Origin of the sequence: Actinocorallia sp. B10E7 (assembly GCF_039871655.1) — a bacterium.
Lineage (GTDB): Bacteria > Actinomycetota > Actinomycetes > Streptosporangiales > Streptosporangiaceae > Actinocorallia.
Map to the genome: position 1 here is coordinate 302535 of NZ_JBDPLZ010000001.1, position 21363 is coordinate 323897.

A 21363-nucleotide genomic window follows, 5' to 3' on the forward strand; every position below is an offset into this window, starting at 1 on the left:
CACGCCAGAATTCCTTTTCGGGCCCATCCACCGATCCACCTGTGACCAGACTTCGAGACAGAGCGGTGCCGCGGTGCCGACGCCGCGCGAGGGCTCGGCGGTGCTGGAGTTCCACGACGTGTGGTTCGGCTACGAACCGGGGCGGCCGGTGCTGCGCGGGGTGTCCTTCCGGGTGCCCCGGCGCGGCCATCTCGCGCTGATCGGGCCGTCCGGAGCCGGGAAGTCGACGGTGTTCGCGCTGATCGAGCGCTTCTACGACCCCGACCGCGGCCGGATCCTGGCCGACGGGGCCGATCTGCGCCGGCTGGACCGGACCGTCCACCGGTCCGGGATCGGCCTGGTCGACCAGGACTGCCCGGTCCTGCACGGCACGCTCCTGGAGAACCTCACCTATGCCGCCCCGGAGGCGAGCGGAGCCGAAGTCGAGCGGGTGATCGAACTGGCCGGTCTCGGGGAGCTCGTCACCCGGCTGCCGCTGGGACTGGACACCCCGGTGGGCGAGCGGGGTGCGGCGTTGTCCGGCGGCGAACGCCAGCGGGTCGCGATCGCCCGGACCCTTCTGGCCCGGCCCCGCCTGCTGCTCCTCGACGAACCGACCGCCCATCTGGACGCCGAGAACGAGGCGGCGCTGCGCCGCACGATCGACCAGGTGGCGGCCGAGTGCGCGCTCATCGTCATCGCGCACCGTTTCACCACCATCCGCACCGCCGCCCAGGTCATCGTGCTCGACCAGGGCGTCGTCAGCGCGTCCGGCACCCATCACGACCTGGTGGCCTCCAGCGGCTACTACCGCGGCCTCGCCGCCGAATGGACCGGCCGCGACGCCGACTCCCCCGCCACGGTGCCTCCGACCCGCCTCAACTCAACAGAGCCAGAACCGTAGATACCGGCCAAGGAGGTGCACACCCGACCTGTGAAGGCTCTCTCCGGGCCCGGCGTCCCACCGCGAGGCCCGCCTCACCGCCGTTACCCGGCCCCGGCCGAGGGCTGCACAACGACCTCCACCCGACCCCTGTCCGCAGCCGGGCCGTCCCCCGGGAGAGCAGCCGATGCCGGCGGTGACCACCTCGCCCGCGGCGGAATCGTCGAGCTCCGGAAGCAGAACCGCGGTCGGCGGTTCCGCTCGAGGTCAGCAGATGACCTGGAAACCGACGCTGCTGTGGATGTTCGAGACGGTGAACGTGAATCCGGGGCCGGGGTGGGAGCCCCGGACGGAGATGGTCTGGGTCTGCCCGGAAGGGATCGAGCCTGACGGGGGCGAGATGGCCACGTCTCCGGCCCCGTCGTCGGAGGCCGCGTTCCATTCGACCGGCCCGTTGGAGGCCAGGACGGTGACCGAGCCGTCGAGGGCGTCGCAGGTGGCGGGGTTGATGCCGGTTGAGCCTTGTGCGACGAGGGTGCCCTGTTCCTCGGGCGGCGGGGTCGACCCGCCGACGGTCAAGGCCACCTGGGAGGCGGGGTTCGGAGTGTTGTCGTGGATGACGAGCCGGGCGTCGGGGTATGCGGTCTCGTCCGCCCAGACGCGGAAGGTGCAGGAATCGCCGGGATCGATGTTCTCTTTCTCGCAGTCGTCGCTGTAGTGCCAGGCCGCGCGGCCGGGACCGGTGAACTCGCTCCAGGAGAGCCGGAGTTTCGAGGTTCCGGTGCTCTGGACGGTCACCTCACGTCGGCAGTCCTTGCCGAAGCAGTCCAGGGTGAGCGAGGCCGGGTGCACCGAGGCGCGCGCCTCCTGATCGATCGTGGGAGGAACCTTCACAGAGGGCGGATTTCCTTCTTTGTCGCCTTTGTACTTGTCGTAGATCTGCGTGAGGGTCGTTTCGCCGTTCCCGGACTCGTTGTTGACGATCGCCGCCAGCGGTCTTCCGAGGGACCTCTCCAGCGCCTCCGCGGACAGGAAGGGGAAGAGCAGCGCCAGGACCGCCAGGACGGCCCCGCCCGATTCCGTCATGAACGCCGTCAGCGCCATGACCAGGCCGGTGCCGGTGAGGCCCAGAAGGGTCGCCGCATCTCCCAGGCTCGAGAGCAGGGTGGTGATGACGAGGCCGATGACCGCCTCGATGAATTGCGCGCGCAGTACTCGCGACATCGAACTCCCCCGAGACTGGGGTCGCGTCTGTGCCATTACGGTCTCCTCCCGGCGGCTTTCACGTACTGAACGCATCGTCCGGTGGCGCGCCCGTCAGCGCATGAGTAGCCCTTACTCGGATCTTCCGATGAGCCGGAGAAGGAGGTCCGCGGCGAAGGACCGGTATACGGCCGTCAGCTCCTGAGTGACCGGAGGATCTCGGCGAGGGCCGTACGGTCCGTGACGCCTGTCTTCTGGTAGACGGCGTAGAGCGTGTTGGCGACGGTTCGCACCGAGACGTGAAGACGAGACGCTATTTCCCGGTTAGTGAGGTGCTGCCCCGCGAGCGTGGCGATCTCCAGTTGGCGCGGGGTGAGCCGGGGCAGGGACAGGCCGACCAGGGCCGGAGTGCCGGCGCCCTGGCAGCGCTGGGCGAGCGCCCAGGCGCGGGTCTCCGCGGCGGTGGCCTTCTGGGGTTCGCCCGCCTCCAGGTGGCGGGCCGCTGCCTGGGCGGCGGACTCCGCGGCGTACAGCGTGAATCCCAGTCCGGCGAAGGACGCAGAGACCTCCAGCAGCTCGGATCCGGTGCGGGCGGCCGCGTGGCGGGCGAACAGCGGTGCCAGGACGCCGTCGACCCGCAGGGACGCCAGACGGTCCGCGACGAGCTCGGGCCGCCCGAGCCGGACGACGTCATGGAGTGCGAAGAGCGCGAACGTCAGGTAGGGCGTCTCGCCGATCTCCAGCGCGCGGGCGACCGCGCCGTCCAGGTCCCCGCGCGCCGCCATGGTCCAGACCTGCGCGAACCCCACCGGCAGATCGGTCACCGGCCCGACCGGCAACATCAGTTCCCGCGCCCGCCCGATGGCGGCCTCAGCGGCCTCGACGTCACCACGCAACGCGTGCGCGTGGGCGATCTCCCCCAGGCAGGGACCGGCATGGAAGGTCCGCAAGGGAGGCAGCCGGAACATCGACTCTTCGCCGACTTCCAACGCATCGCGCAGGCGGCCCCGCAACCGCAGCAGCTGGCTCTTCCTCGCACTCGCCTGCAGCGCGGCCCTGTTCCACGCGCCGATCTCGTCGTCCTCGCCGAACCGCGCGGCGAGGCCGTCCGCCCGGTCGAGGTCCCCGGACATCGCGGCGCTCAGTGCGGCGGTGTCGAGGAGGACCGCGGTGATGCTCGGCTTCGCCTGCGGTTCGCCGGCGACCATCTCCAGGGCTTCGGTGGCACATCGCAGCGCCCGGGCGGTCTCTCCGGCGGCCGCGCGCACCTGCGTCTCCAGCACGAGCAGCGAACCTCGGGCCGCTCGCCCGAAGGACGCCGTCCGCCGGGCCGATTCCACCTCCGCGACGGCCGCGTCGAAGTCACCGGTACCGAACCGGACGGTGGCCGCGAAAGCCCGCAGGATCTGACGTTGGTCGGGCGAGGACGCCTGTCGCAGCGCCTCCTCGACGACCGAGTGATCGTAACGCCCCAGACCCCAGAACAGGTTGAGGGTCCGCATCGCCGCGCACTCCATCCGGCTCACCGGATCCAGCGGGGCGGACCAGGCTCTGGCGAAGAACTCCTCGGCCTCGGCGTAGCGGTCCTGAAGATGGAGCGCGCTGGCGAGCGCCAGCCATGCCCTCCCCGAATCTCCCGCGGCCCGTGCCAGCCTTTCCGCGAGCGGCAGGTCCCGCACCGCGCGGGCGTGACCGCAAGCCTGCAGAAGCAGGGACGGGTCGGCGCCGTCCCCCGCGTCGAGCCGCCACACGGCCACGCGCAGGACGTCCTCCCTCCGCCGGAGCCCCGAGGCCGCCACGGCGTCGGCCAGCGAACGCAGGATCGTCCGGGTGTGAAGGACGCCGCAGGAGGACCTGACGACCTCCCCGTACAGCGGGTGGGCCAGCCGGACCTGAAGCCTGCGCCCGTCGGCCTGGACGGTCACCAGGTGCCGCTCCTCCAGTCCTTCGACGGCCGGTCCGGAACCCAGCGAGGCCATCAGCTCGGCTCCGAGGGGCTCGCCGTGGGCCAGGAACTCCAGCGCGGAGCGTTCCGCGGAGGTGAGATCGCCGATCCGGGCGGCGATCGTCTCCCGCATCGTCGTGCTCATGGCGAGCGGACCGTGCCAGAGCCACAGGCCGCCGACGTCCCGCAGGACGCCGGAGAGCACGAGTTCACGCAGGTAGAGTGGGTTGCCCCGGCTGGTGTGCCAGAGCCGGGCGAGCGACCCGGACTCCACCCGGCCGTCCAGCGCACCCGCCAGCACCTCGGCCGTGTCGTCCAGGCTCAGGGCCTCCAGGGGCAGCCGCGGCAGCAGATCGTCCTTCCAGAGCGCCACTATGGTGTCGGGCGGCCGTTCCCCGCTGCGCACCGTGACGAGCAGCCGGACCCGGGCGTGGACGGCCAGGAAGTGCACGAGCGCGGCCGACACGGGATCGAGGGCGTGCGCGTCGTCCACCACGAGGACCTCGGCCTCGATGGAGTCCGCAGCCCACTTCAGCAGGTTGGCGGCCGGAGGCGAGGCCGGGAGCAGATGCGCGAAGGCGCCCAGCGGCAGTTCGGCCGCGGCCTTCGTGGCTCTGACCCAGGCGACGCCCCGCCGACCGAGGACCGCCTCGGCGACGAGCCGGCTCTTGCCCGCGCCCGCCGGCCCGAGCACCACGGCCCCCTCCCGCGCCGACCCGAGCTCCGCGAGCTGCGCCGCGCGTCCGGCGAAAGGCCAGGGCCCAGACATACCGCGAAGATATTCGAGTAACCCATACTCATGCGAGGCGTATGCGCCGTCGGCATGCTCGGACCATGGATGACGACCTCACCGACCTGGTCAGGAAGGCGCTCGGCGATCCCGCCGCCGAGATCGCCGAGCAGCACGTCGAGCCCGTCGAATGCGTCTCGAACGCGCTCTCGACGGTCGGCCTGCACCGCGTGCGCGGGACGACGACCGCGGGGGCGAGCTGGTCGTTCTTCGTCAAGTCCATCCGGTCGCTCCGCGGTTGGGAGGGACTCTGCCGGTTCCCCGAGCACACGCGGCCGCTGATCGGCGAGTTCTTCCCGTGGCGGACGGACGCCGACGCCTACCTGGCCGGCGAGCCGCTGCCGGACGGCATGCGCGTGCCTCGGCTCTACCGCCTGGACGCTCTGGACGACGACCGGCTCGTCATGTGGCTGGAGGACGTCCGGCAGGCGCCGGACGGCTGGGATCTGGACCGGTACCACCGCGCCGCACGTCTGCTGGGCGAGCTGGCCGCGATGCGTCCGGCGGGCGGCCCGAACACGTCGCTGCGCGTGTTCGCCTCGACCGTCGTCCGGCAGGTGATGCTGCCGCCGCTGATGGACGACGCGGTCTGGCGGCACCCGCTCGTCGCCCCGCACGCGGACGGCCGGCTCAGGGAGGACATCGCCTTCCTCGCGGACCGCCTCGACGTGCTCCTGGACGCCCAGGACCGGCTTCCGCACACGGGCGTCCACGGCGACGCGAGCCCCCACAACCTGCTGGTCCCCGCCGACGGCTCGGCCGAGTTCGTCGCGGTCGACTGGGGCTGGAACTCCCCCGCCGCCGTCGGCTTCGACCTCGGCCAACTGCTCATCGGCAGAGCCCACGACGGAACGATGCCGGTCGAGGAGCTCCCCGCCGTCCACGAGGCCATCACCGACGGCTACGGCGGCGTCATGAGACACGACGGCCACATCGGCGCGCTGATCATCCGCAGTCTGTGGACCGCCGTCCCGATCCAGCTCCTCACCGACGAACCGGACGACGCTCTGCGCGAGTTCTTCGCCCACCGCGTCGCGCTCGCCCGATACCTGACGGACCTGGGCCGCTCCCTCCGCCTTTAGCCGCCGGCCGATCGAACCTCCAGCGGCTGATGGACCGCCTCAGCTCTTCCGCCGAGAGTTCTGTCGGTATGCCGGGCTATCGTGGCGATCATGGCGCAGATCCGGTATGTGGAAGGCGACGCGACCTGTCCGCAGGCCAAGGGGCCGAAGGTCATCGCGCATGTCTGCAACGACCGGGGCGGTTGGGGAAAGGGATTCGTCCTGGCGGTCTCTCGGCACTGGCCGGAGCCCGAGGCGGCCTACCGGCGCTGGCACCGCGAACGCGCCCGCAACGACTTCGGGCTGGGCGCGGTCCAGGTCGTCCAGGTCCGCGCCGACATCTGGGTCGCCAACATGGTCGGCCAGCACGGCGTCAGAACGAGCCGGAGCTCCGGACCGCCCATCCGCTACGACGCCGTACGCCGATGCCTGCACGGCCTCGCCGCCCAAGCCGTCCGGCTCGAGGCGAGCGTCCACATGCCCCGTATCGGCTGCGGCCTGGCAGGCGGCCGCTGGGAGCGCGTCGAGCCCCTCGTCACCGCCGAGCTCACGGCCAGGGGCATCCCCGTCACCGTCTACGACAAGCCTTGACGATGAGGACGAAGTCCGGCGGGTGTCGGCGCGGTCTTCGAGCAGATGAGCGATCTCCGGCGACCCGTTAGGTTGAGGGAATGCCGTCCCCCTTGCGTCATCGCGCGGTCGCCGACTCGACGAAGGTCTCGTTCTTCGAGCTGTTCTTCGACCTCGTCTTCGTGTTCGCCATCACCCAGCTGTCCCATCGCCTCCTGGGAGAGCTGACGCCGGGAAACGCCCTGCAGACCGGGCTGCTGCTGCTGGCGGTCTGGTGGTGCTGGATGTACACCACCTGGGCCACGAACTGGTTCGATCCCGACCATCCGGTCTTCCGCATGGTGCTGACGGGGGTGATGCTGGCGAGTCTGCTCATGGCGACGGCCATTCCCGAGGCGTTCGAGGAGCGGGCCCTGTGGTTCGCGCTCGCCTACACCGCCGTCCAGGTCGGCCGCACCCTCTACGGGGTCTGGGTCACCCGCGGAACTCCGCTCGGACCCACCTTCCAGCGGATCCTCTGCTGGTTCGCGCCGTCCTGCGCGCTGTGGATCGCCGGCGGCGCCCTCGGCGGCACCTCCCTCGTGGTGCTGTGGGTCCTCGCGGCCCTCATCGACCTCGCCGGGCCGCCCAGCGGGTACTTCGTCCCCGGCCTCGGCCGCTCCACCACCTCCGACTGGTCGTCGATCGACGGCGCCCACATGGCCGAACGGTGCCAGCTCTTCATCATCATCGCGCTCGGCGAGTCGGTGCTGCTCACCGGAGTGACCTACGCCGAGCACCCCGGCGGCGCGGAGACCGCGGCCTTCGCCCTGGCCTTCCTCTCCTCCGTGGCCTTCTGGTGGATCTACTTCCACCAGACGGCGGAGGCCTCCGCCGAGGCGATCGCCGCCTGCCCCGACCCCGGCCGGATCGGCCGCAACGCCTACACCTACGGGCACCTCCCGATGGTCGCCGGGATCATCGTCGCCGCGGTCGCCGACGAGCTCGTCATCGCCCACCCCACCGGCCACACCACGGCGGGGACGGCCGCGGCCGTCCTGGGCGGCGCGGGCCTCTTCCTCGCCGGGCACCTGTTGTTCACCCGGACGGTCTTCGGCCGCTGGTCCCGCCCGAGGCTGACGGCTCTGGGGCTGCTGGCCGCGCTGGCCTTCGTGTACCCGCTGCTGTCCCCGATCCTGCTGGCGTTCGCGGCGCTGCTGGTGCTCGTCATGGTCACCGCCTGGGACCTGGCCTCATCCCACCGCGCCGAAGAGCCCGAAGCCGACTTCGGTTAGCCCCCGAAGCCGCGCGGTCGGGCCCTGGTGGCGGCGTCACCGGGTAGGAAGGACCCTTCCATCATCGGAGTCCCAGACGCCGACCGCCCGGCAGGCCTGGTGACCTCCGCTCAGGTCTTCAGCTCCTGGTGCAGCCCGCACAGGCAGGAGACGGGGCCCGGCAGAGGAGGGCGTCCGGGCGGCATGAGGCGGTCGATCCAGGATCGGAGGGCGTGGTCGAAGTCCGGCATTCGCAGGCCGGCCGCGGCCTCCAGTCTGCGGGCCGAGCCGGTCGGGTGGCGGCCGGACGACAGGAGGCCCGGCACCTCCGGGGGGATCCGGGGGAACTCGGCGAACCGGCGGGGCAGGCGGTGCAGCAGGCCCGCCGGCACGTGCCACCGGGGCGCGCGCACCCCGAGGTGGCCGGCGATCAGCCGCAGCAGGTCGTGCAGCGGCGGCGTGGCGTCGTCCAGCACCCAGAACGCCTCCCCCGGCGCGGCGTGCTCGGGCACCGCCGCCAGGAAGCGCGCCAGGTGCCCGGCGCAGACCAGGGGTATCCGGGTGTCGCGGTCGCCGGGCAGTGCGCGCAGCCATCCCGAGTTCAAGGCGTGTACCAGGCCGTCCAGATCGGATCCCCGGAACCTGTCCCCAATCCCGAATCCTTGGAAGTCGTCGCTGATGACGGTGGCGGGATTGACCGCGTTGTACGGAACACCGAGGGCGCACGCTTCCTCCCTGACGGCCCTGTCCGCCGCGATCTTGTCGGCTTCGTACGGGTCGAGCCCGCGGCCGGGAAGGTCCGTCCCCGCCACGCCGAGATGCCCGTCCACGGGCGGCACCCGGAGGTCACCGACGTGCACGAGCCGCCGTGCCCGGGGCAGCCCGGCCGTCCAGCGCACCGCTGCGAGCGCTCCCCCGACGTTGACCCGGTACGCCTCTTCCCGGTCGGCGTCGAAGCCGGAGAGCGCCCCGAGGTTGTAGACGTCGCGGACGGTATCGAGCCCGGCGGGCAGCCCGAGCCCGGGAAGGGTAAGGTCGCCGTCCAGGACGGTGAGCCGCTCCGCGTCTCCGCCCGACCCGTCGACATACTCCCTGTATTCCGCCTCGCGGGAGGGGTGGTAACCGGTGGGTTCGCCGGCCCTGCGGATGAGGACGGCGACGTGGCGGCCCTGCCGGGTGAGCTCGGGCACCAGCCGACGCCCGATGCGTCCGGTGGCTCCGATGACGAGCGTGTCGGGGTCGGTCATGCTCTCTCCAGCGAGTTGCGGACGGTCCGGGAGGAGGAGTGGTGCCTTCGATGCGGGATCCGCCCCCGCCTTCCTGGGACGGTCCGCGGGCCGCACCGGTTCGGTGTCGCTCACCCTGCCGCACTCGAACCGGAGCCGCGCCGGGCAGGAGGCCGTCCGGCGGCTCCGCGGGTAATGTTCCAGCCGGAACTCGTCATCAGGGAGTCGACGGCACTGTGAAGATCGCGCTTTTCGTCACCTGCGTCAACGACACCCTGTTCCCCGGGACGGGCAGGGCGGTCGTCTCCCTGCTGGAGCGGCTCGGCCACGAGGTGGTCTTCCCCGAGGCGCAGACGTGCTGCGGGCAGATGCACCTCAACACCGGCTACCCCGAGCAGGCCCTGCCGATGGTGGAGTCGTTCACCCGCACGTTCTCCGGCTACGAGGCCGTCGTCGCCCCGTCCGGGTCGTGCGCGGCCATGGTCCGCGACTGGCACGCCAAGCTCGCCGCCCGCCAGGGGCGTCCCGGGCTCGCCCGTCGCGCCGAGGAACTGGCTCCTCGCGTCTACGAGCTGTCGGAACTGCTGGTGGACGTGCTGGGCGTCACCGACGTCGGGGCGTCCTTCCCTCACCGGGTCACCTACCACCCGACCTGCCACTCGCTGCGCATGCTGAAGATCGGCGACCGGCCGCTGCGGCTGCTGCGCGAGGTGCGCGGCATCGACCTGGTCGACCTGCCCGATGCCACCGAGTGCTGCGGGTTCGGCGGGACGTTCGCGTTGAAGAACTCCGACGTCTCGGCCGCGATGTGCGCCGACAAGGTCGCCCGCGTCAAGCAGACCGGGGCCGAGGTGCTGTGCGCGGCCGACAACTCCTGCCTGACGCACCTCGGCGGCGCCCTGTCGCGGCAGCGCTCGGGCGTGCGGGTGATGCACCTCGCCGAGATCCTCGCGAGCACGGGCTGACGGGAGAACGAGCATGACGATGCCGACATACCTGGGCATGCCCTCCTTCCCCGAGGCTGCCCGGTCGGCCGTGGCCGACACCCGGCTGCGCGGCAACCTCGCCCACGCCACCGGCACGATCCGCGACCGGCGCGCCAAGGCCGTCGCGGAACTCGACGACTGGCTCGAACTGCGCGAGTCCGCCAGGCAGATCAAGGACCACACCCTCGCCCACCTCGGGCACTACCTGCGGCAGCTGGAGGAGAAGGTCACCGCGGCGGGCGGGACCGTGCACTGGGCGCGCGACGCCGCCGAGGCCGACGCGCTGGTGACGCGGCTGGTGAAGGAGACCGGCGAGAACGAGGTCGTCAAGGTCAAGTCGATGGCCACCCAGGAGATCGGGCTCAACGAGGCGCTGGAGGAGGAGGGGATCACCGCCTACGAGACCGACCTGGCCGAGCTCATCGTCCAGCTCGGGCACGACCGGCCCTCCCACATCCTGGTCCCGGCGATCCACCGGAACCGGGCGGAGATCCGGGAGATCTTCCTGCGGGAGATGCCCTCGGCGCCCGCAGACCTGACCGACGACCCGGCGGCGCTGGCCGAGGCGGCGCGGCGCCACCTGCGGGCGAAGTTCCTGTCGGCCAAGGTCGCCGTCTCCGGCGCCAACTTCGCGGTCGCCGAGACCGGCACCGTCCTGGTCGTGGAGTCCGAGGGCAACGGGCGGATGTGCCTGACGCTGCCCGAGACCCTCATCACCGTGATGGGCATCGAGAAGGTCGTGCCGACCGCGCGGGACCTGGAGGTCTTCCTGCAGGTGCTGCCCCGGTCGTCCACGGCCGAGCGGATGAACCCCTACACGTCCGCGTGGACGGGCGTGCATCCCGGGGACGGGCCGCGGAACTTCCACCTGATCCTGCTCGACAACGGGCGCACGCGCGTCCGCGACGACGAGGTGGGACGGCAGGCGCTGCGCTGCATCCGGTGCTCGGCCTGCCTGAACGTCTGCCCCGTGTACGCGCGGGCGGGCGGCCACGCCTACGGCTCCCCCTACCCGGGGCCGATCGGGGCGATCCTCTCGCCGCAGCTGCGGGGCATCGGCTCCGAGATCGACGCCTCGCTGCCGTTCGCCTCCTCGCTGTGCGGGGCGTGCTACGAGGTGTGCCCCGTCGCGATCGACATTCCCGAGGTGCTGGTTCACCTGCGGGCCAAGGCCGCCAAGAAGCCCGTCGAGCGGGCCGTGATGGGCGCCGCCGGCTGGACGCTGCGTTCGCCCACCCGGCTGAGGGCCGCGCAACGCGCCGCCTCGGCGGGCCGCCGGTTCGTCCGGCATGTTCGTTTTCCCCGGGCGTGGGCCGACACCCGCGACCTGCCCGTCCCGCCCGTCCAGTCCTTCCGTGCCTGGTGGAGGAGCACCCATGACGACAGCACGTGAGGCCATCCTCGCCCGGCTCGGCCCGCCCGGCCCGCCCGGCGGCGACCCGTCCGCCGAGTACGCGGCGATCCGGCGCGGCTATCTGACGCAGCACCACCCCGACGCCGACCTCGTCGAGTTGCTCGCCGAGCGCGTCGCCGACTACCGGGCCGTCGTCCACGTCGTCCCGGAAGGCGAGCTGCCGCGCGTCCTGGCCAGGTCCCTGCGCGAGGGCGAGTACGTCATCCCGGACGGCCTGCCCGCCGCATGGGTGAGCCGGATCGGACCCGACCGCCGCGCCGCCGAGGACGCCGACCTGACCGAAGTCGCCGGAGTGATCACCGGCTGCGCCGTCGCGATCGCCGAGACCGGCACGCTCGTGCTCGACCACGGGCACGGCCAGGGCCGCCGCGCCCTCACCCTGGTGCCCGACCACCACCTGGTCGTCGTCCCCGCCGACCGCATCGCCGCCGACGTGCCCGGCGCCCTCGCCCGGCTCGACGTGACCCGCCCCCTCACCTTCGTCTCCGGCCCGTCCGCCACCAGCGACATCGAACTGTCCCGCGTGGAAGGCGTCCACGGCCCCCGCACCCTGGAGGTCTTCCTCATCTGACCGCGTCCGGCCATCGACGTCCAGGCGGTGAAGGGATCACGAAGGTCGGCCGGGGGCTCTTGCGAAAGAGTTTCACATATATTCCGATGTGAGCATGAGCCCCCGCAAGCGGCGTCCCGCCGCGTTCGCCCTCATGCTCCTTCTGGCCTGCCTCACCGGTTTCGGCGTCGCCGCGCCCGCGTCGGCGGCGGTCGGGGGGACGTTCAAAGCCCTCACCTACAACGTGGCGGGGCTTCCGGAGATCCTGTCCAGCGCGTCGACCGACCGCAAGAGCAGCACCACCGCGATCGGTGAGCGCCTGGGACCGTACTCCATCGTCAACGTGCAGGAAGACTTCAATTACCACGCGTACCTCTACGCGGCGGACGGTCACCCGTACCGGACGGCCACCAGCGGTGGCGCCGGGATCGGCAGCGGTCTGAACACCCTGTCCGACCGCCCCTTCGACGTCGACGACTTCGAGCGCGTCAAGTGGAACGACTGCTCGCTCGGCTCCGGTGACTGCCTGACGCCCAAGGGGTTCACCTTCATGCGGGTCCGGCTGGCCGAAGGCGCCTACGTCGACCTCTACAACCTGCACACCGACGCGGGAAGCGAGAGCGGCGACCTGGCCGCCCGCGCGGCCAACCTCTCCCAGCTCACCGCGTTCATCCAGTCCCATTCCGCGGGCAACGCGGTGATCGTCATGGGTGACACCAACACCCGCTACACGCGCACCGGCGACACGATCGCCGAGTTCGCCGCCGCCAACGGGCTCACCGACGCGTGGGTGCAGCACGAGCGCGGAGGCGTCGCCCCCGCCAAGGGCTCTCCCGCTCTGACGTGTGACGAGAACGCCGTCACCGACACCTGCGAGGTCGTCGACAAGGTCCTCTACCGGGGCAACAAGCTCATCGCCCTGAACGCGACCTCCTACAGCAACGACCACGCCGCGTTCCTGGAGGACGGCACCGGCCTCGCCCTCTCCGACCACTACCCGATCTCCGTCGGCTTCTCCTGGACGCAGAACTCCGCGTTCCAGCTCAGCGAGCAGTTCGGCGGGCCGCACGGCTCCTACTACACCGACCTGCCCTCCGTTCCCGAAGGGGCCGCGATCAGCACGGTCTCGCTGCGCAGCGGCTCGCGCGTCGACCAGGTGGGGGCGACTCTGGCGAACGGCACCGTCCTGTCCCACGGCGGCACCGGCGGTACCGCCCGGTCGCTCACCATGGGCGGAGGCGAATACGTGACGACGGCGTACCTGTGCCGCGGGAAGTACAACGGCAAGACGCGGATCTTCTACGCGAAGTTCACCACCAACCTCGGACGTACGCTGGCGGGCGGCACCACCACCTCCGACTGCGTCACCCGCACCGCGCCGTCGGGCCGGCAGATCGCCGGTTTCCACGGACGCTCCGGCGCCGCGGTCGACAAGGTCGGCTTCCTCTACACCCGGCGCTGACCCGCGCGTCCCGCACGCCTTCCATCAGGTGACGAGGGAGGAGGGCCGGTCCGTCCGGCCCTCCTCCCTCGTCAGGCGCCCGCCCCGGCGAACCGATCGTTTTGTCGGTGGAGTGATCTACGTTGCCTGGCATGACGACGCAGGCGTATTCGTATGCGGCTCCCTCAGGGCTGGTGGAAGGACGGCTGGGGCTCTCCACCTCGGGCGGGGTGACCAGCCGGGGAGCGGTGGCGCACCCGCACTTCTTCAGCGGGCTGCTCGCCCGGGGCGACGTGGGGGCGGCCGGGCTGCTCGCCCTCGCGGACGTGGCGCAGACGCGGTACTTCCAGCCGCGGCCCACCGGCTTCCGGGACCCGGTGGTCACCTGCAACGGCGACAGGCTGCGCATGGAGTCCTTCTCGGCCTGCGCCGGCGTCTACGCCCGGCTCGATGTGCTCTCCGAGGCGCTCGACGGCGAGGTGACGTCGCTCGGCACCACGAACGTCGACGTCAACGGGCCGCTGCGGGAGGCGCTCGCCCGGGTCGGCGGATCCGAGCCGATGCACCTGGCCGTCGGGGAGGACGAACTCGTCGTCACCACGCTGGAGGGCTCGACCGTCGAGAAGAAGGTGCCGTTGCCGGAGCGGTGGCTGCGGTCCTTCGCCGAGGTGCAGGCCATCGCGTCCGGATTCGACCTGCGGGCCGAACTGCCCGCCGCGGAGGCCGTGCGGTTCGTGCGGGGGCTGCCTCGGCGGGGCCGCACCCTGTGGGCCCAGCCCGCCGGACGGGGGCTGCGGATCTCGGCCCGGCCGATGCCCGGCGGCGTCTGCCTCTCCGGGCCCGAACGGCTCGCCACCCTCGCGCCGCTGCTGCGCTTCGCCAAAGGGCTGAGGGTCTACGGGCCCGCCGTCGCCGCCGGGTCGCCGCCGGTGGCGAGCGCGTGGGAGCTGGAGCTTCCGGGGATGCGGTACGTCCTCACGCTCTCGCCCGAGCTCAACCGGGGCTTCTCCGGGGAGGGCGCGGTGCTGGACGCGCTCGCCGAGGACGAGACGGAGGCCGACGCCGAGCTCGTCGCGGCGCTGCTGGCGTTCGAGCCCCGGCTCGAACCCGGAGACCTCGCCGTCCGGGCGGGGCTCGACCCGTCCCGGGTCCGGGCGGCCCTCACCCAGCTCGGCACCGGCGGCAAGGTCGGCTACGACACCGCCGAAGCCGCGTTCTTCCACCGGGAGCTGCCCTACGACGCCGCCCGCGTCAGCGCCATGAACCCGCGGCTGCGCGCCGCCCGCGCGCTGGCCGAGCAGGACGGCGTCCGGATCGTCTCCCCCGGGGTGGCGCAGGTGACCGGTGACACGGGCGTGTACCAGGTGCGGTCGGAGACCTGGTCTTGCACCTGCCCCTGGTGGACGGGGCACCGGGGCGGACGGGGGCCCTGCAAGCACGTCCTGGCCGTCCGCATCCACACCCGCGAGGAGAACTGACATGTCCGTCTGGGAAGGGCTGAGCGAGCGGATCACCGCCGGAGACGTCCCTGCGGTCCTGGGTCTGCTGGAGCCGCTCGACGACGCGGAACGCAAAGAGGTCGCCCGCGAACTGCCCGTTTACGTGCGCTCGCGCGGCGACAGGTCCCGGAGCGATTTTCACGACGGGCAGAGCGTGGCGTTGAAAGCCGCCGGTGCGGCGTGTCTGCCCGCCGCCGCCGCTGCCTCCTGGCTCGTCCGCCGGGACCTGCGGGTGTGGCGGTCCGAGCACCGGGCGGAGCGGGCGGTGCTGCAGGCCTCCTCCCACCGGCCCGCCTCGTGGCGTGCCGACGTCGGGCGTCGGCTGGCCGGGAAGCTGCGTCTCCGCGACATGGACCCCTGGGACGGTGAGGGCGAGCTGAACTGGGAGATCGCGGCGCAACTGCTCGCCTCCGCCGGGGAGGTTCCGACGGACGACGCCTTCGTCGTCGGCTGGCTGATCTGGCGGCGCACGGCCCCGCGCGAACAGGACCCGTTCTTCCCCGCGCTCGTGCCGTTCGTCTTCGAAGCCGAAGGAGCCGGTGCCAGGCTCGCCGACGAACGGCCCGAGGAGAACGGGACGTGGAGCCGCACCGGTTCCTGGATCGGCAAGCTCCTCGCGGCGGCCGCTACAGACGCGGCGGACATGACGAACACCGCGGGCGCGGCGGACGGCGCGCGTACGGCGGCGAAGTCGCCGGTGTGCAGGGAGGCGTTGCTCGACGGGTGCATCCGGAGGTTCCTGCGCGGCGGGCGGGCCCGGGACCTCGCCTGGTTCATCCGGCTGCACCACGCGCTGGCCCCGACCGTCGAGGAGGACGCCGCCCGGCTCCGCGACTACGTGCGGCTGCTGCCGTCGGCGCCGCCCGCCGTCGCGGAGCTCGCGTTCGGCCGGGTCAAGGCCGTCGACGGGCGGACGCCCCTCCCCGGCGACCTCTTCACCGAGACGGTCGAGGCACTGCTGTTCCGGCCCGAGGCCAAGCTCGTCAAGGCGGCGCTGGTCTGGCTGGACCGCACGGCGCGCGCCCGGGGAGGCGAGGCCGCCGCCGTCGGGTTCGCCGCGACCCTGTTCGGCCACGAGCGACCCGAACTGCGGGAACGCGCGGTGAAGCTCGCGGTGAAGTACGCGGGGAAGGCGGACCCGCTCACCGCCGAGGCCGTCCGGGCGGCGGCGGCCGTCCTGCCCGGCACGCTCCTGCCGCTGGTCACCGGGGCGTTCGGCGCCGTCGAGGCGGCTGAGCCCGAGGCCCCGCCCGTCCTGTACGCGCCCGTCCCGACGGACCTGCCCGGACCGATCTCCTCACCCGCCGAGCTCTTCGAGGAGACCGTGCTCCACCTGCGGAACCACGACATGGGCTGGGCGGAGACGGAACGCCTGACGGCCGGCCTGGTCACCATGGGCCCCGCCATCGTCGAGGAGCTTCAGCAGCACGTCCACGCCGATGCGCCGTACCTGCTGCACAAGAGCTACGTCTCCCATCTCTTCGGGCCCTCCCTCCTCGTCCACATCCTGCTGGAGCAGCACGCGGGCTTTCTGCGCCGCATGCGCCGAGCCCGCAAGAAGGCCGAGCGGCAAGGCAGTGACTCTTCCGTTTCCCCTCGTCCGCCGCGCCGACGTTTCATCGACGCCGCGGCCCGCCTCGACCACCGCTTGCGGGTGTTCTCCCAGCACCAGCAGAGAGGCAAGGACTTCCCCGCCCCCGCGCGCCTGCTGCACCTGCGCTTCGTCGACGCCGCGGCCCACCTCGGCGCTCCGGTCCTTCTGGCCACCCCCACCTCCTCCACCGGCCATGTGGACCCCGACGTCTTCGCCGCCCGCCTGCGCCTCCTGGAGGAGGCCGGGGAGGAGCCGGGAACCTACGACCTCGAGCAGGCCCTGCTGCGCCTTCCCGTCGGCACCGTCCGCATCCCCGGCCTGGACCGGCTGTCCTCCCCCGCCGCCGGCCAGGCCCGCGACTGGCTGGCCCGGGGCGGTTTCCACGCCCCGGACCTGGCCTACGGCTTCGTCGGGGTCAAAAGCCGCCAGTACCCCTGGGGTCCGGGCCCGACCTGGGTGGAGGTCCCCCGCTTCCACGCCGGATCCTCCTGCGACTCCCCTTTGCGCTCGGCCCGCCTCCTCGGCACCATCACCCCGCCCCCTGAGGAGAACACCAGGACCGGCTACCACAGCCCGCAGATCCCCTGGTGGCCGTCGCTGCTGCCCTCCCACCGCGAACTCGTCGCCGCCCATCTGCTGGACCACACCGCCTCCAGCACCCACGACTCCTACGACCACGGCCTCGTCCTGCCGGCCCTGGCCGACACCACCGGCCCCACCGGCCCCGCCACCGCCGCCGTCCTCCTCCACGGCCTGGGCTCCGAAAAGGCCTCTGGACGCGCCGGAGCCGTCGACGCCCTCCTGTCCTTCGCCGCCCAGGACGCCCTCCCCGCCGCCGACCTGGGCCGTCTCCTCCCGCGCCTGCTGGAGGCCGACGCCTTCCCCCTCACCCGGCTGCTCCCGCCCCTGACCGACGCCGTCCGCGCCGGCGCCCCCCTCTGGCCCCTCTTCGCCGAGGCGATCCCCGCCCTCCTCCCCGAGCCCGGCACCCCCGCCCGCACCGGCCTGGCCCCCTTCCTCTCCCTGGCCGCCACCACCGCCGAGCTCCACCGCGTCCGCGCCCCTCTGCCCGCCCTCGCCGCCTGGACCCCGTCCTCCCGCTCCTCCCGCCCCGCCAAGGAGGCCGTCCGCCTCCTCCAGACCTTGACCTCCCCCTGACCCGCCGGGGAAGGATCGCATCGGAGCCGAGACCCGCTGTTCATGGCGCTCTCCCATGCGATGCGCGAGGGCATAGATGATCAAGCCCACCGGTACGGTGGGAGCCGTACCGGTGGGCGGGGATCTGGTGACGCCGAGGGCCCGTACGCACGGGCGGGGCCTGTTCTCAGGACGCACCTGAATCCGTTTTGCCTGGTCAGGGGTGGCGTTCCAGGGCGGGGCGGTCCCAGGCGGCCAGGTCGGCGGCGGCTTCGTAGGTGGATTGGAGGAAGGAGAGGAGGACGGCGTCCGGGTCGGGAGACGTGCGGACGGTCTCGTAGGGGAGGACGAACTCGCCCAGGGGTTCGTCGTAGCGGGCTTCGGGCGGGGTGACGGGGGCTTCGCGGAAGCCGGGGGGTTCGGGGTAGGCGTAGGAGTAGAAGACGCCTTCGCCGTCGCCGCCGGGCCAGTAGCCGCAGCTGCTGACCTCGTGGGAGTAGGCCTCGAGCATGACGTGGGGGCCGCAGTTGGGGACCTCACCCGGGTAGGGAGGGGCCGTGCGGCCGGAGAAGCGGGTCGTGGCCAGGTCCAGGGCGCCCCAGAAGAGGTGGACGGGGCTGGCCTTGCCGACGAAACGGGACCTGAACTCGGTGAAGACGCGGTGGGCCTGGACGAGGAGCAGCCAGAAGCGGCGGGCCTGGTCGGGGTCGTACTCGTGGTGGACGTCGTCCTCGGGGAACGGGATCGCGTCGGGAAGCTCGACGGGGACGGGCCAGATGTGGGTGGCCAGGTCCAGGGCGTCCAGGGACGTCATCACGCGGCGGTGGAAGTCCGCGATGTTCCGCACGGACGTGAGGGGGAAGCCGCCGCCCGTGCCGTCCGTGACGGAGATGTCGAGCCGGTCGGTGTGGAAGTCGAAGTCGACGCTGAAGCAGCGGCCGGACGCGTCGGGGATCAGGGACGTGGTGAGGCCGCGGGCGGTGAGGTGGAGCGCGGCGTTCCACCAGTGGTTGACCAGCGGGGTGCGGGCGATGCAGATCTTTCCCACGACCTGCGTCCACAGGGTGAGGGTGTCGCGGGTGGCCTGCCACTCCGCCACGGGCAGCGAGGGCCAGGTCTCGGATGGGACCGCCATCTTCTCCTCCGTCCGCCGGACACCGTGCGGTAGGAGACCTTCCCCGTCGGCGCGGGCCGCGCACCCGACCGGTCGCTTGGCCGGGAGGTGCGCTCCCGCCGGGTGCGGCCGGCGGGAGCGTGCGGGGAGGGGTCAGTTGCCTTCGAGTTCGCGCATGACGGCGCGGGACTGGGCGAAGAGCATGCCGACGTTGACGTGCCGGGTGCAGATGACCACGCAGACGATGTCGGGGTTGCTCTTGCTGCGCATGAAGAGGTGGACGAGGTTCTCGCTGTTGACGAGGATCTCGTGGAAGTAGCGGCGGTTGTCGACCGCGCCGCGGTTCTGCTTCCACATCTCCTCGATCTGCAGGACGGTGCGGCCCTGGAAGAGGTCGGCGGTGGCGGCGGCGACGACGTCGAGGATCTCGCGGGGGTGGTTGTCCACGGTGTCGACGGCCAGCAGCATGCCGGTGGAGATGTCGACGACGCCCGCTCCCACGTAGTCGGGGACGTTCTGGCGGAACGTCTTCATGGCGTTGTTGACGACGTGCGTGAGATTCATCTGCGGCTTTCTGAGACAAGCACACCATTTCCGAGGAAAATGACGCGCTGAGCGGAACGTACAGCTCGTGGGTGATCGCACTGAGTCGCGGTTACGCCCTGCCCGGTGTTCCATATCCGTGCCCGATGGGCCCCTGGCGGCGATACCACGTCGGCGATACGCTGCGACTATAGCCAAATACGGTAAATCCGGGGACTTATGTCCCTAGAAAAGAAACCTCCAGAGGCGAAGGGGTGCAGGTGTCGGTCATAGACGAACTCGGCGTCCTGGCAGGTGACGGCGCCTCAGGAGCGCTGAAGGTCGAAGGACGACAGCGGGGCACCGTCTACCTCGACGACGGACGCTTCATCTTCGCCGAGGCGACGGGGGTCCCTGACCTCGCGTCCCGCCTGATAGGAGCACGCCGGCTCACCGCGGAGCAGTGGAACGCGCTGCGCACCGAAGGACGTCCGGGCGAGTTCGGCACCCTCCTCGTGGAACGCGGCGTCATCACCGAGGAGGACCTGACGGCCGTCCTCCACTCGGCCTTCCTGGACGCCGTCACGGTGCTGACCGCGGACGAGGGGGAACCCGGCACCCGGTTCGCCCCGCTGGAACGCCCATGGATCAGTTCCGTGCTCGACCTGGAGGTCGATTTCCTCAAGGAGGAGGTCTCCCGCCGCGCCGAACACGACATCCCTCTCGACGTGCGCCCGAGGCTGTCCGACCTCGACGCCCCGTGGGGCATCGTCGAGAACCGTCAGTGGGCCGTCGCCTGCCGGATAGACGGCGTCACGACCCTGCGCGACCTGGCCTGGCGCAACGGGTTCTCCCTGTACGAGACCTTCGAGAGCGTGCGGGGACTCGTCCGGGCGGGCCTGTGCACCCTGCCCGCGCCCGGCACACCGGAGCCGGAGGCGCCCGTGAGAGCCGCGCCCGTGGAGGCGGACGACGCGCTGCTCCCCCGCCGGGAGCCCGGCGCGACCATCTGGGACAGGACACCCGTCGAGACCGGTCTGACACGCAGCGTCCCGGACGGCAAGACGATGTTCGCCGTCCCCAGCACGGACCTCATGAAGCGCCTCATCCAGGCGCTCCAGGACATGGACTAAGAGCCGTCCGGGGTCAGGAACCTTCTGCTCTGCACGGACTGCTCCACCTGGTGGGCGATCCGCTCGGTCAGGTCGCGGATCTGGTAGTGCAGCATCCCGACGTTCATGTCGTTGGTGCCGAGGACGGCGACGACGGCTCTGTCCCCGGCGGCGAACACCGCCAGGTAGCCGTCGGTGCCCCGCGTCAGCGACTCGCGGAACCTGCCGCGTCCCGTCGTCAGCGTGGCCTGGCGGGCGAGCCCGAGCGTCGTGGCGATGAGCGCGGCGATCCGGGTCGGCTCCAGGTCGGGGATGTCCTGGGCGACCATGAAGCCGTCGCTGGTGGCGACCATGCTGCCGTGCACGCCCATGACCTGGTCGCGCAGCCGGCGCAGTTCCGCGTGGATGAGCTGCTCGGGGCTCCGGTGCGGCGTCACTCTGTGACCGCCCGCAGGAACGACAGCGTGTCGCGCCGGGGAGCCGGACCGGACGCGGACGCCAGAAGCCGCAGGACGAGCAGCCGGAACACCTCGACGGTGGTGCCGAAGACGCTGTTCCCCGTCTCCCAGGCCAGTTCGCGGGGCGTCGCCTTGTCCCCCACGCGCACGAGCAGCGCCCACTGCAGCTCCGACACCTGCACGCGAGGCGCGTCGATCAGCGCGTTGCGCACGACCGCCGTGTCCGCGGTGAGGTGTTCCGCCAGTTGGTGCAGGACGTCCTGGCGCCGTTCCACCTCGGTGAGCAGATCTCCGTACGACATGCCGCCCACCTCCCCGATCTCCGGTTTCTCGCCTTCGCGGAACGGCTGGCGCAGCGCGGGGCGGGGCCTGCCCGACAGCAGTTCCAGCGCGGCGTCGGCTGTCGCCTCCCGTACGGCGTAGCCCCATCCGGGTGTACCGGGCCGGGCGAACGACCGGACGGGGCCGGGGGTGCGCCTGGACTCGGCGTAGACGATCCGGCCTTCGTCGAGGTAGATGGTCCCGCCGAAGTCCCCCGGCACCCGCAGCGCCCCGGTCTGACCGGAGTCGGCGAGCCTGCCCAGCCGGGCGACGAGCGGTTCCCTGGCGAAGTACACGACGCTCCC

18 protein-coding genes are annotated in these 21363 nt (G+C 71.8%); 11 read left to right on the forward strand and 7 right to left on the reverse strand.

The window, feature by feature from the left end; genetic code table 11:
- Positions 1–73: 73 nt before the first annotated feature.
- Positions 74–883, forward strand: a complete 810-nt coding sequence (locus ABGB12_RS01405; RefSeq protein ID WP_347673831.1) for an ABC transporter ATP-binding protein — start codon at positions 74–76, stop codon at positions 881–883.
- 246 nt (positions 884–1129) lie between these two features.
- Here the strand turns inward: ABGB12_RS01405 and ABGB12_RS01410 are convergent, their stop codons facing one another.
- Positions 1130–2086 carry a hypothetical protein gene (locus ABGB12_RS01410; RefSeq protein ID WP_347673833.1) on the reverse strand — a complete coding sequence of 319 codons (957 nt, stop codon included), beginning with the start codon at positions 2084–2086 and terminating at the stop codon, positions 1130–1132.
- A 173-nt stretch (positions 2087–2259) separates the two neighbouring features.
- On the reverse strand, positions 2260–4779 hold the full coding sequence (locus ABGB12_RS01415; RefSeq protein WP_347673835.1) for a LuxR C-terminal-related transcriptional regulator: 2520 nt from the start codon (positions 4777–4779) through the stop codon (positions 2260–2262).
- A gap of 65 nt (positions 4780–4844) precedes the next feature.
- Here ABGB12_RS01415 and ABGB12_RS01420 point away from each other — a divergent pair, with 65 nt between their 5' ends.
- From ABGB12_RS01420 to ABGB12_RS01430, 3 genes are all read left to right on the forward strand, one after another.
- Complete coding sequence (locus ABGB12_RS01420) at positions 4845–5882, forward strand: hypothetical protein (protein ID WP_347673837.1); 1038 nt, start codon at positions 4845–4847, stop codon at positions 5880–5882.
- Positions 5883–5972: 90 nt separating this feature from the next.
- Positions 5973–6452, forward strand: a complete 480-nt coding sequence (locus ABGB12_RS01425; protein ID WP_347673838.1) for a macro domain-containing protein — start codon at positions 5973–5975, stop codon at positions 6450–6452.
- Between the two features lie 80 nt (positions 6453–6532).
- Positions 6533–7705 carry a low temperature requirement protein A gene (locus ABGB12_RS01430; RefSeq protein WP_347673840.1) on the forward strand — a complete coding sequence of 391 codons (1173 nt, stop codon included), beginning with the start codon at positions 6533–6535 and terminating at the stop codon, positions 7703–7705.
- A gap of 110 nt (positions 7706–7815) precedes the next feature.
- On the opposite strand, the gene ABGB12_RS01435 is transcribed toward ABGB12_RS01430, so the two are convergent.
- Positions 7816–8931: an SDR family oxidoreductase gene (locus tag ABGB12_RS01435; RefSeq protein ID WP_347673842.1), complete on the reverse strand. Its 1116-nt coding sequence runs from the start codon at positions 8929–8931 to the stop codon at positions 7816–7818.
- A 215-nt stretch (positions 8932–9146) separates the two neighbouring features.
- On the opposite strand from ABGB12_RS01435, the gene ABGB12_RS01440 reads away from it, so the two are divergent.
- The 6 genes from ABGB12_RS01440 to ABGB12_RS01465 all read left to right on the forward strand — a co-directional run bounded on the left by ABGB12_RS01440 (position 9147) and on the right by ABGB12_RS01465 (position 17552).
- On the forward strand, positions 9147–9875 hold the full coding sequence (locus ABGB12_RS01440; RefSeq protein ID WP_347673844.1) for a (Fe-S)-binding protein: 729 nt from the start codon (positions 9147–9149) through the stop codon (positions 9873–9875).
- 13 nt (positions 9876–9888) lie between these two features.
- Complete coding sequence (locus ABGB12_RS01445; protein WP_347673846.1) at positions 9889–11289, forward strand: lactate utilization protein B; 1401 nt, start codon at positions 9889–9891, stop codon at positions 11287–11289.
- Positions 11273–11881, forward strand: coding sequence for an LUD domain-containing protein (locus ABGB12_RS01450; protein WP_347673849.1), 609 nt, complete (start codon positions 11273–11275; stop codon positions 11879–11881). Before ABGB12_RS01445 ends, ABGB12_RS01450 begins: the two co-directional genes overlap by 17 nt.
- A gap of 94 nt (positions 11882–11975) precedes the next feature.
- The gene (locus ABGB12_RS01455) at positions 11976–13322 is read left to right on the forward strand and encodes a jacalin-like lectin (RefSeq protein WP_347673851.1); all 1347 of its coding nucleotides are present in this window, start codon (positions 11976–11978) and stop codon (positions 13320–13322) included.
- 131 nt (positions 13323–13453) lie between these two features.
- Complete coding sequence (locus ABGB12_RS01460) at positions 13454–14779, forward strand: SWIM zinc finger family protein (protein WP_347673853.1); 1326 nt, start codon at positions 13454–13456, stop codon at positions 14777–14779.
- Between the two features lies 1 nt (position 14780).
- A complete protein-coding gene (locus tag ABGB12_RS01465; protein WP_347673855.1) occupies positions 14781–17552 on the forward strand; it encodes a DUF6493 family protein in 2772 nt (923 codons plus the stop codon).
- Between the two features lie 196 nt (positions 17553–17748).
- On the opposite strand, the gene ABGB12_RS01470 is transcribed toward ABGB12_RS01465, so the two are convergent.
- Positions 17749–18666, reverse strand: a complete 918-nt coding sequence (locus ABGB12_RS01470; RefSeq protein WP_347673857.1) for a DUF5996 family protein — start codon at positions 18664–18666, stop codon at positions 17749–17751.
- 132 nt (positions 18667–18798) lie between these two features.
- Positions 18799–19209 (reverse strand): hypothetical protein, encoded by a 411-nt coding sequence (locus ABGB12_RS01475; RefSeq protein ID WP_347673859.1) that lies wholly within the window; start codon positions 19207–19209, stop codon positions 18799–18801.
- Positions 19210–19448: 239 nt separating this feature from the next.
- Between ABGB12_RS01475 and ABGB12_RS01480 the strand changes: the two genes are divergently transcribed.
- The gene (locus ABGB12_RS01480) at positions 19449–20300 is read left to right on the forward strand and encodes a DUF4388 domain-containing protein (RefSeq protein WP_347673861.1); all 852 of its coding nucleotides are present in this window, start codon (positions 19449–19451) and stop codon (positions 20298–20300) included.
- Here ABGB12_RS01480 and ABGB12_RS01485 read toward each other — a convergent pair.
- Positions 20297–20716, reverse strand: a complete 420-nt coding sequence (locus tag ABGB12_RS01485) for a roadblock/LC7 domain-containing protein (RefSeq protein ID WP_347673862.1) — start codon at positions 20714–20716, stop codon at positions 20297–20299. The two genes, ABGB12_RS01480 and ABGB12_RS01485, sit on opposite strands and share 4 nt — an antisense overlap.
- Positions 20713–21354, reverse strand: a complete 642-nt coding sequence (locus ABGB12_RS01490; protein ID WP_347673864.1) for a hypothetical protein — start codon at positions 21352–21354, stop codon at positions 20713–20715. The genes ABGB12_RS01485 and ABGB12_RS01490 overlap by 4 nt, the downstream gene beginning before the upstream one ends.
- Positions 21355–21363 lie beyond the last annotated feature (9 nt).

Excerpts from the sequence above, each read along its gene's own strand:
- ABGB12_RS01410 (WP_347673833.1), bottom strand. The coding sequence starts at position 2,086 with ATGTCGCGAGTACTGCGCGCGCAATTCATCGAGGCGGTCATCGGCCTC.
- ABGB12_RS01415 (WP_347673835.1), bottom strand. The coding sequence starts at position 4,779 with ATGTCTGGGCCCTGGCCTTTCGCCGGACGCGCGGCGCAGCTCGCGGAG.
- ABGB12_RS01420 (WP_347673837.1), top strand. The coding sequence starts at position 4,845 with ATGGATGACGACCTCACCGACCTGGTCAGGAAGGCGCTCGGCGATCCC.
- ABGB12_RS01425 (WP_347673838.1), top strand. The coding sequence starts at position 5,973 with ATGGCGCAGATCCGGTATGTGGAAGGCGACGCGACCTGTCCGCAGGCC.
- ABGB12_RS01430 (WP_347673840.1), top strand. The coding sequence starts at position 6,533 with ATGCCGTCCCCCTTGCGTCATCGCGCGGTCGCCGACTCGACGAAGGTC.
- ABGB12_RS01435 (WP_347673842.1), bottom strand. The coding sequence starts at position 8,931 with ATGACCGACCCCGACACGCTCGTCATCGGAGCCACCGGACGCATCGGG.
- ABGB12_RS01445 (WP_347673846.1), top strand. The coding sequence starts at position 9,889 with ATGACGATGCCGACATACCTGGGCATGCCCTCCTTCCCCGAGGCTGCC.
- ABGB12_RS01450 (WP_347673849.1), top strand. The coding sequence starts at position 11,273 with ATGACGACAGCACGTGAGGCCATCCTCGCCCGGCTCGGCCCGCCCGGC.
- ABGB12_RS01455 (WP_347673851.1), top strand. The coding sequence starts at position 11,976 with ATGAGCCCCCGCAAGCGGCGTCCCGCCGCGTTCGCCCTCATGCTCCTT.
- ABGB12_RS01460 (WP_347673853.1), top strand. The coding sequence starts at position 13,454 with ATGACGACGCAGGCGTATTCGTATGCGGCTCCCTCAGGGCTGGTGGAA.
- ABGB12_RS01465 (WP_347673855.1), top strand. The coding sequence starts at position 14,781 with ATGTCCGTCTGGGAAGGGCTGAGCGAGCGGATCACCGCCGGAGACGTC.
- ABGB12_RS01470 (WP_347673857.1), bottom strand. The coding sequence starts at position 18,666 with ATGGCGGTCCCATCCGAGACCTGGCCCTCGCTGCCCGTGGCGGAGTGG.
- ABGB12_RS01475 (WP_347673859.1), bottom strand. The coding sequence starts at position 19,209 with ATGAATCTCACGCACGTCGTCAACAACGCCATGAAGACGTTCCGCCAG.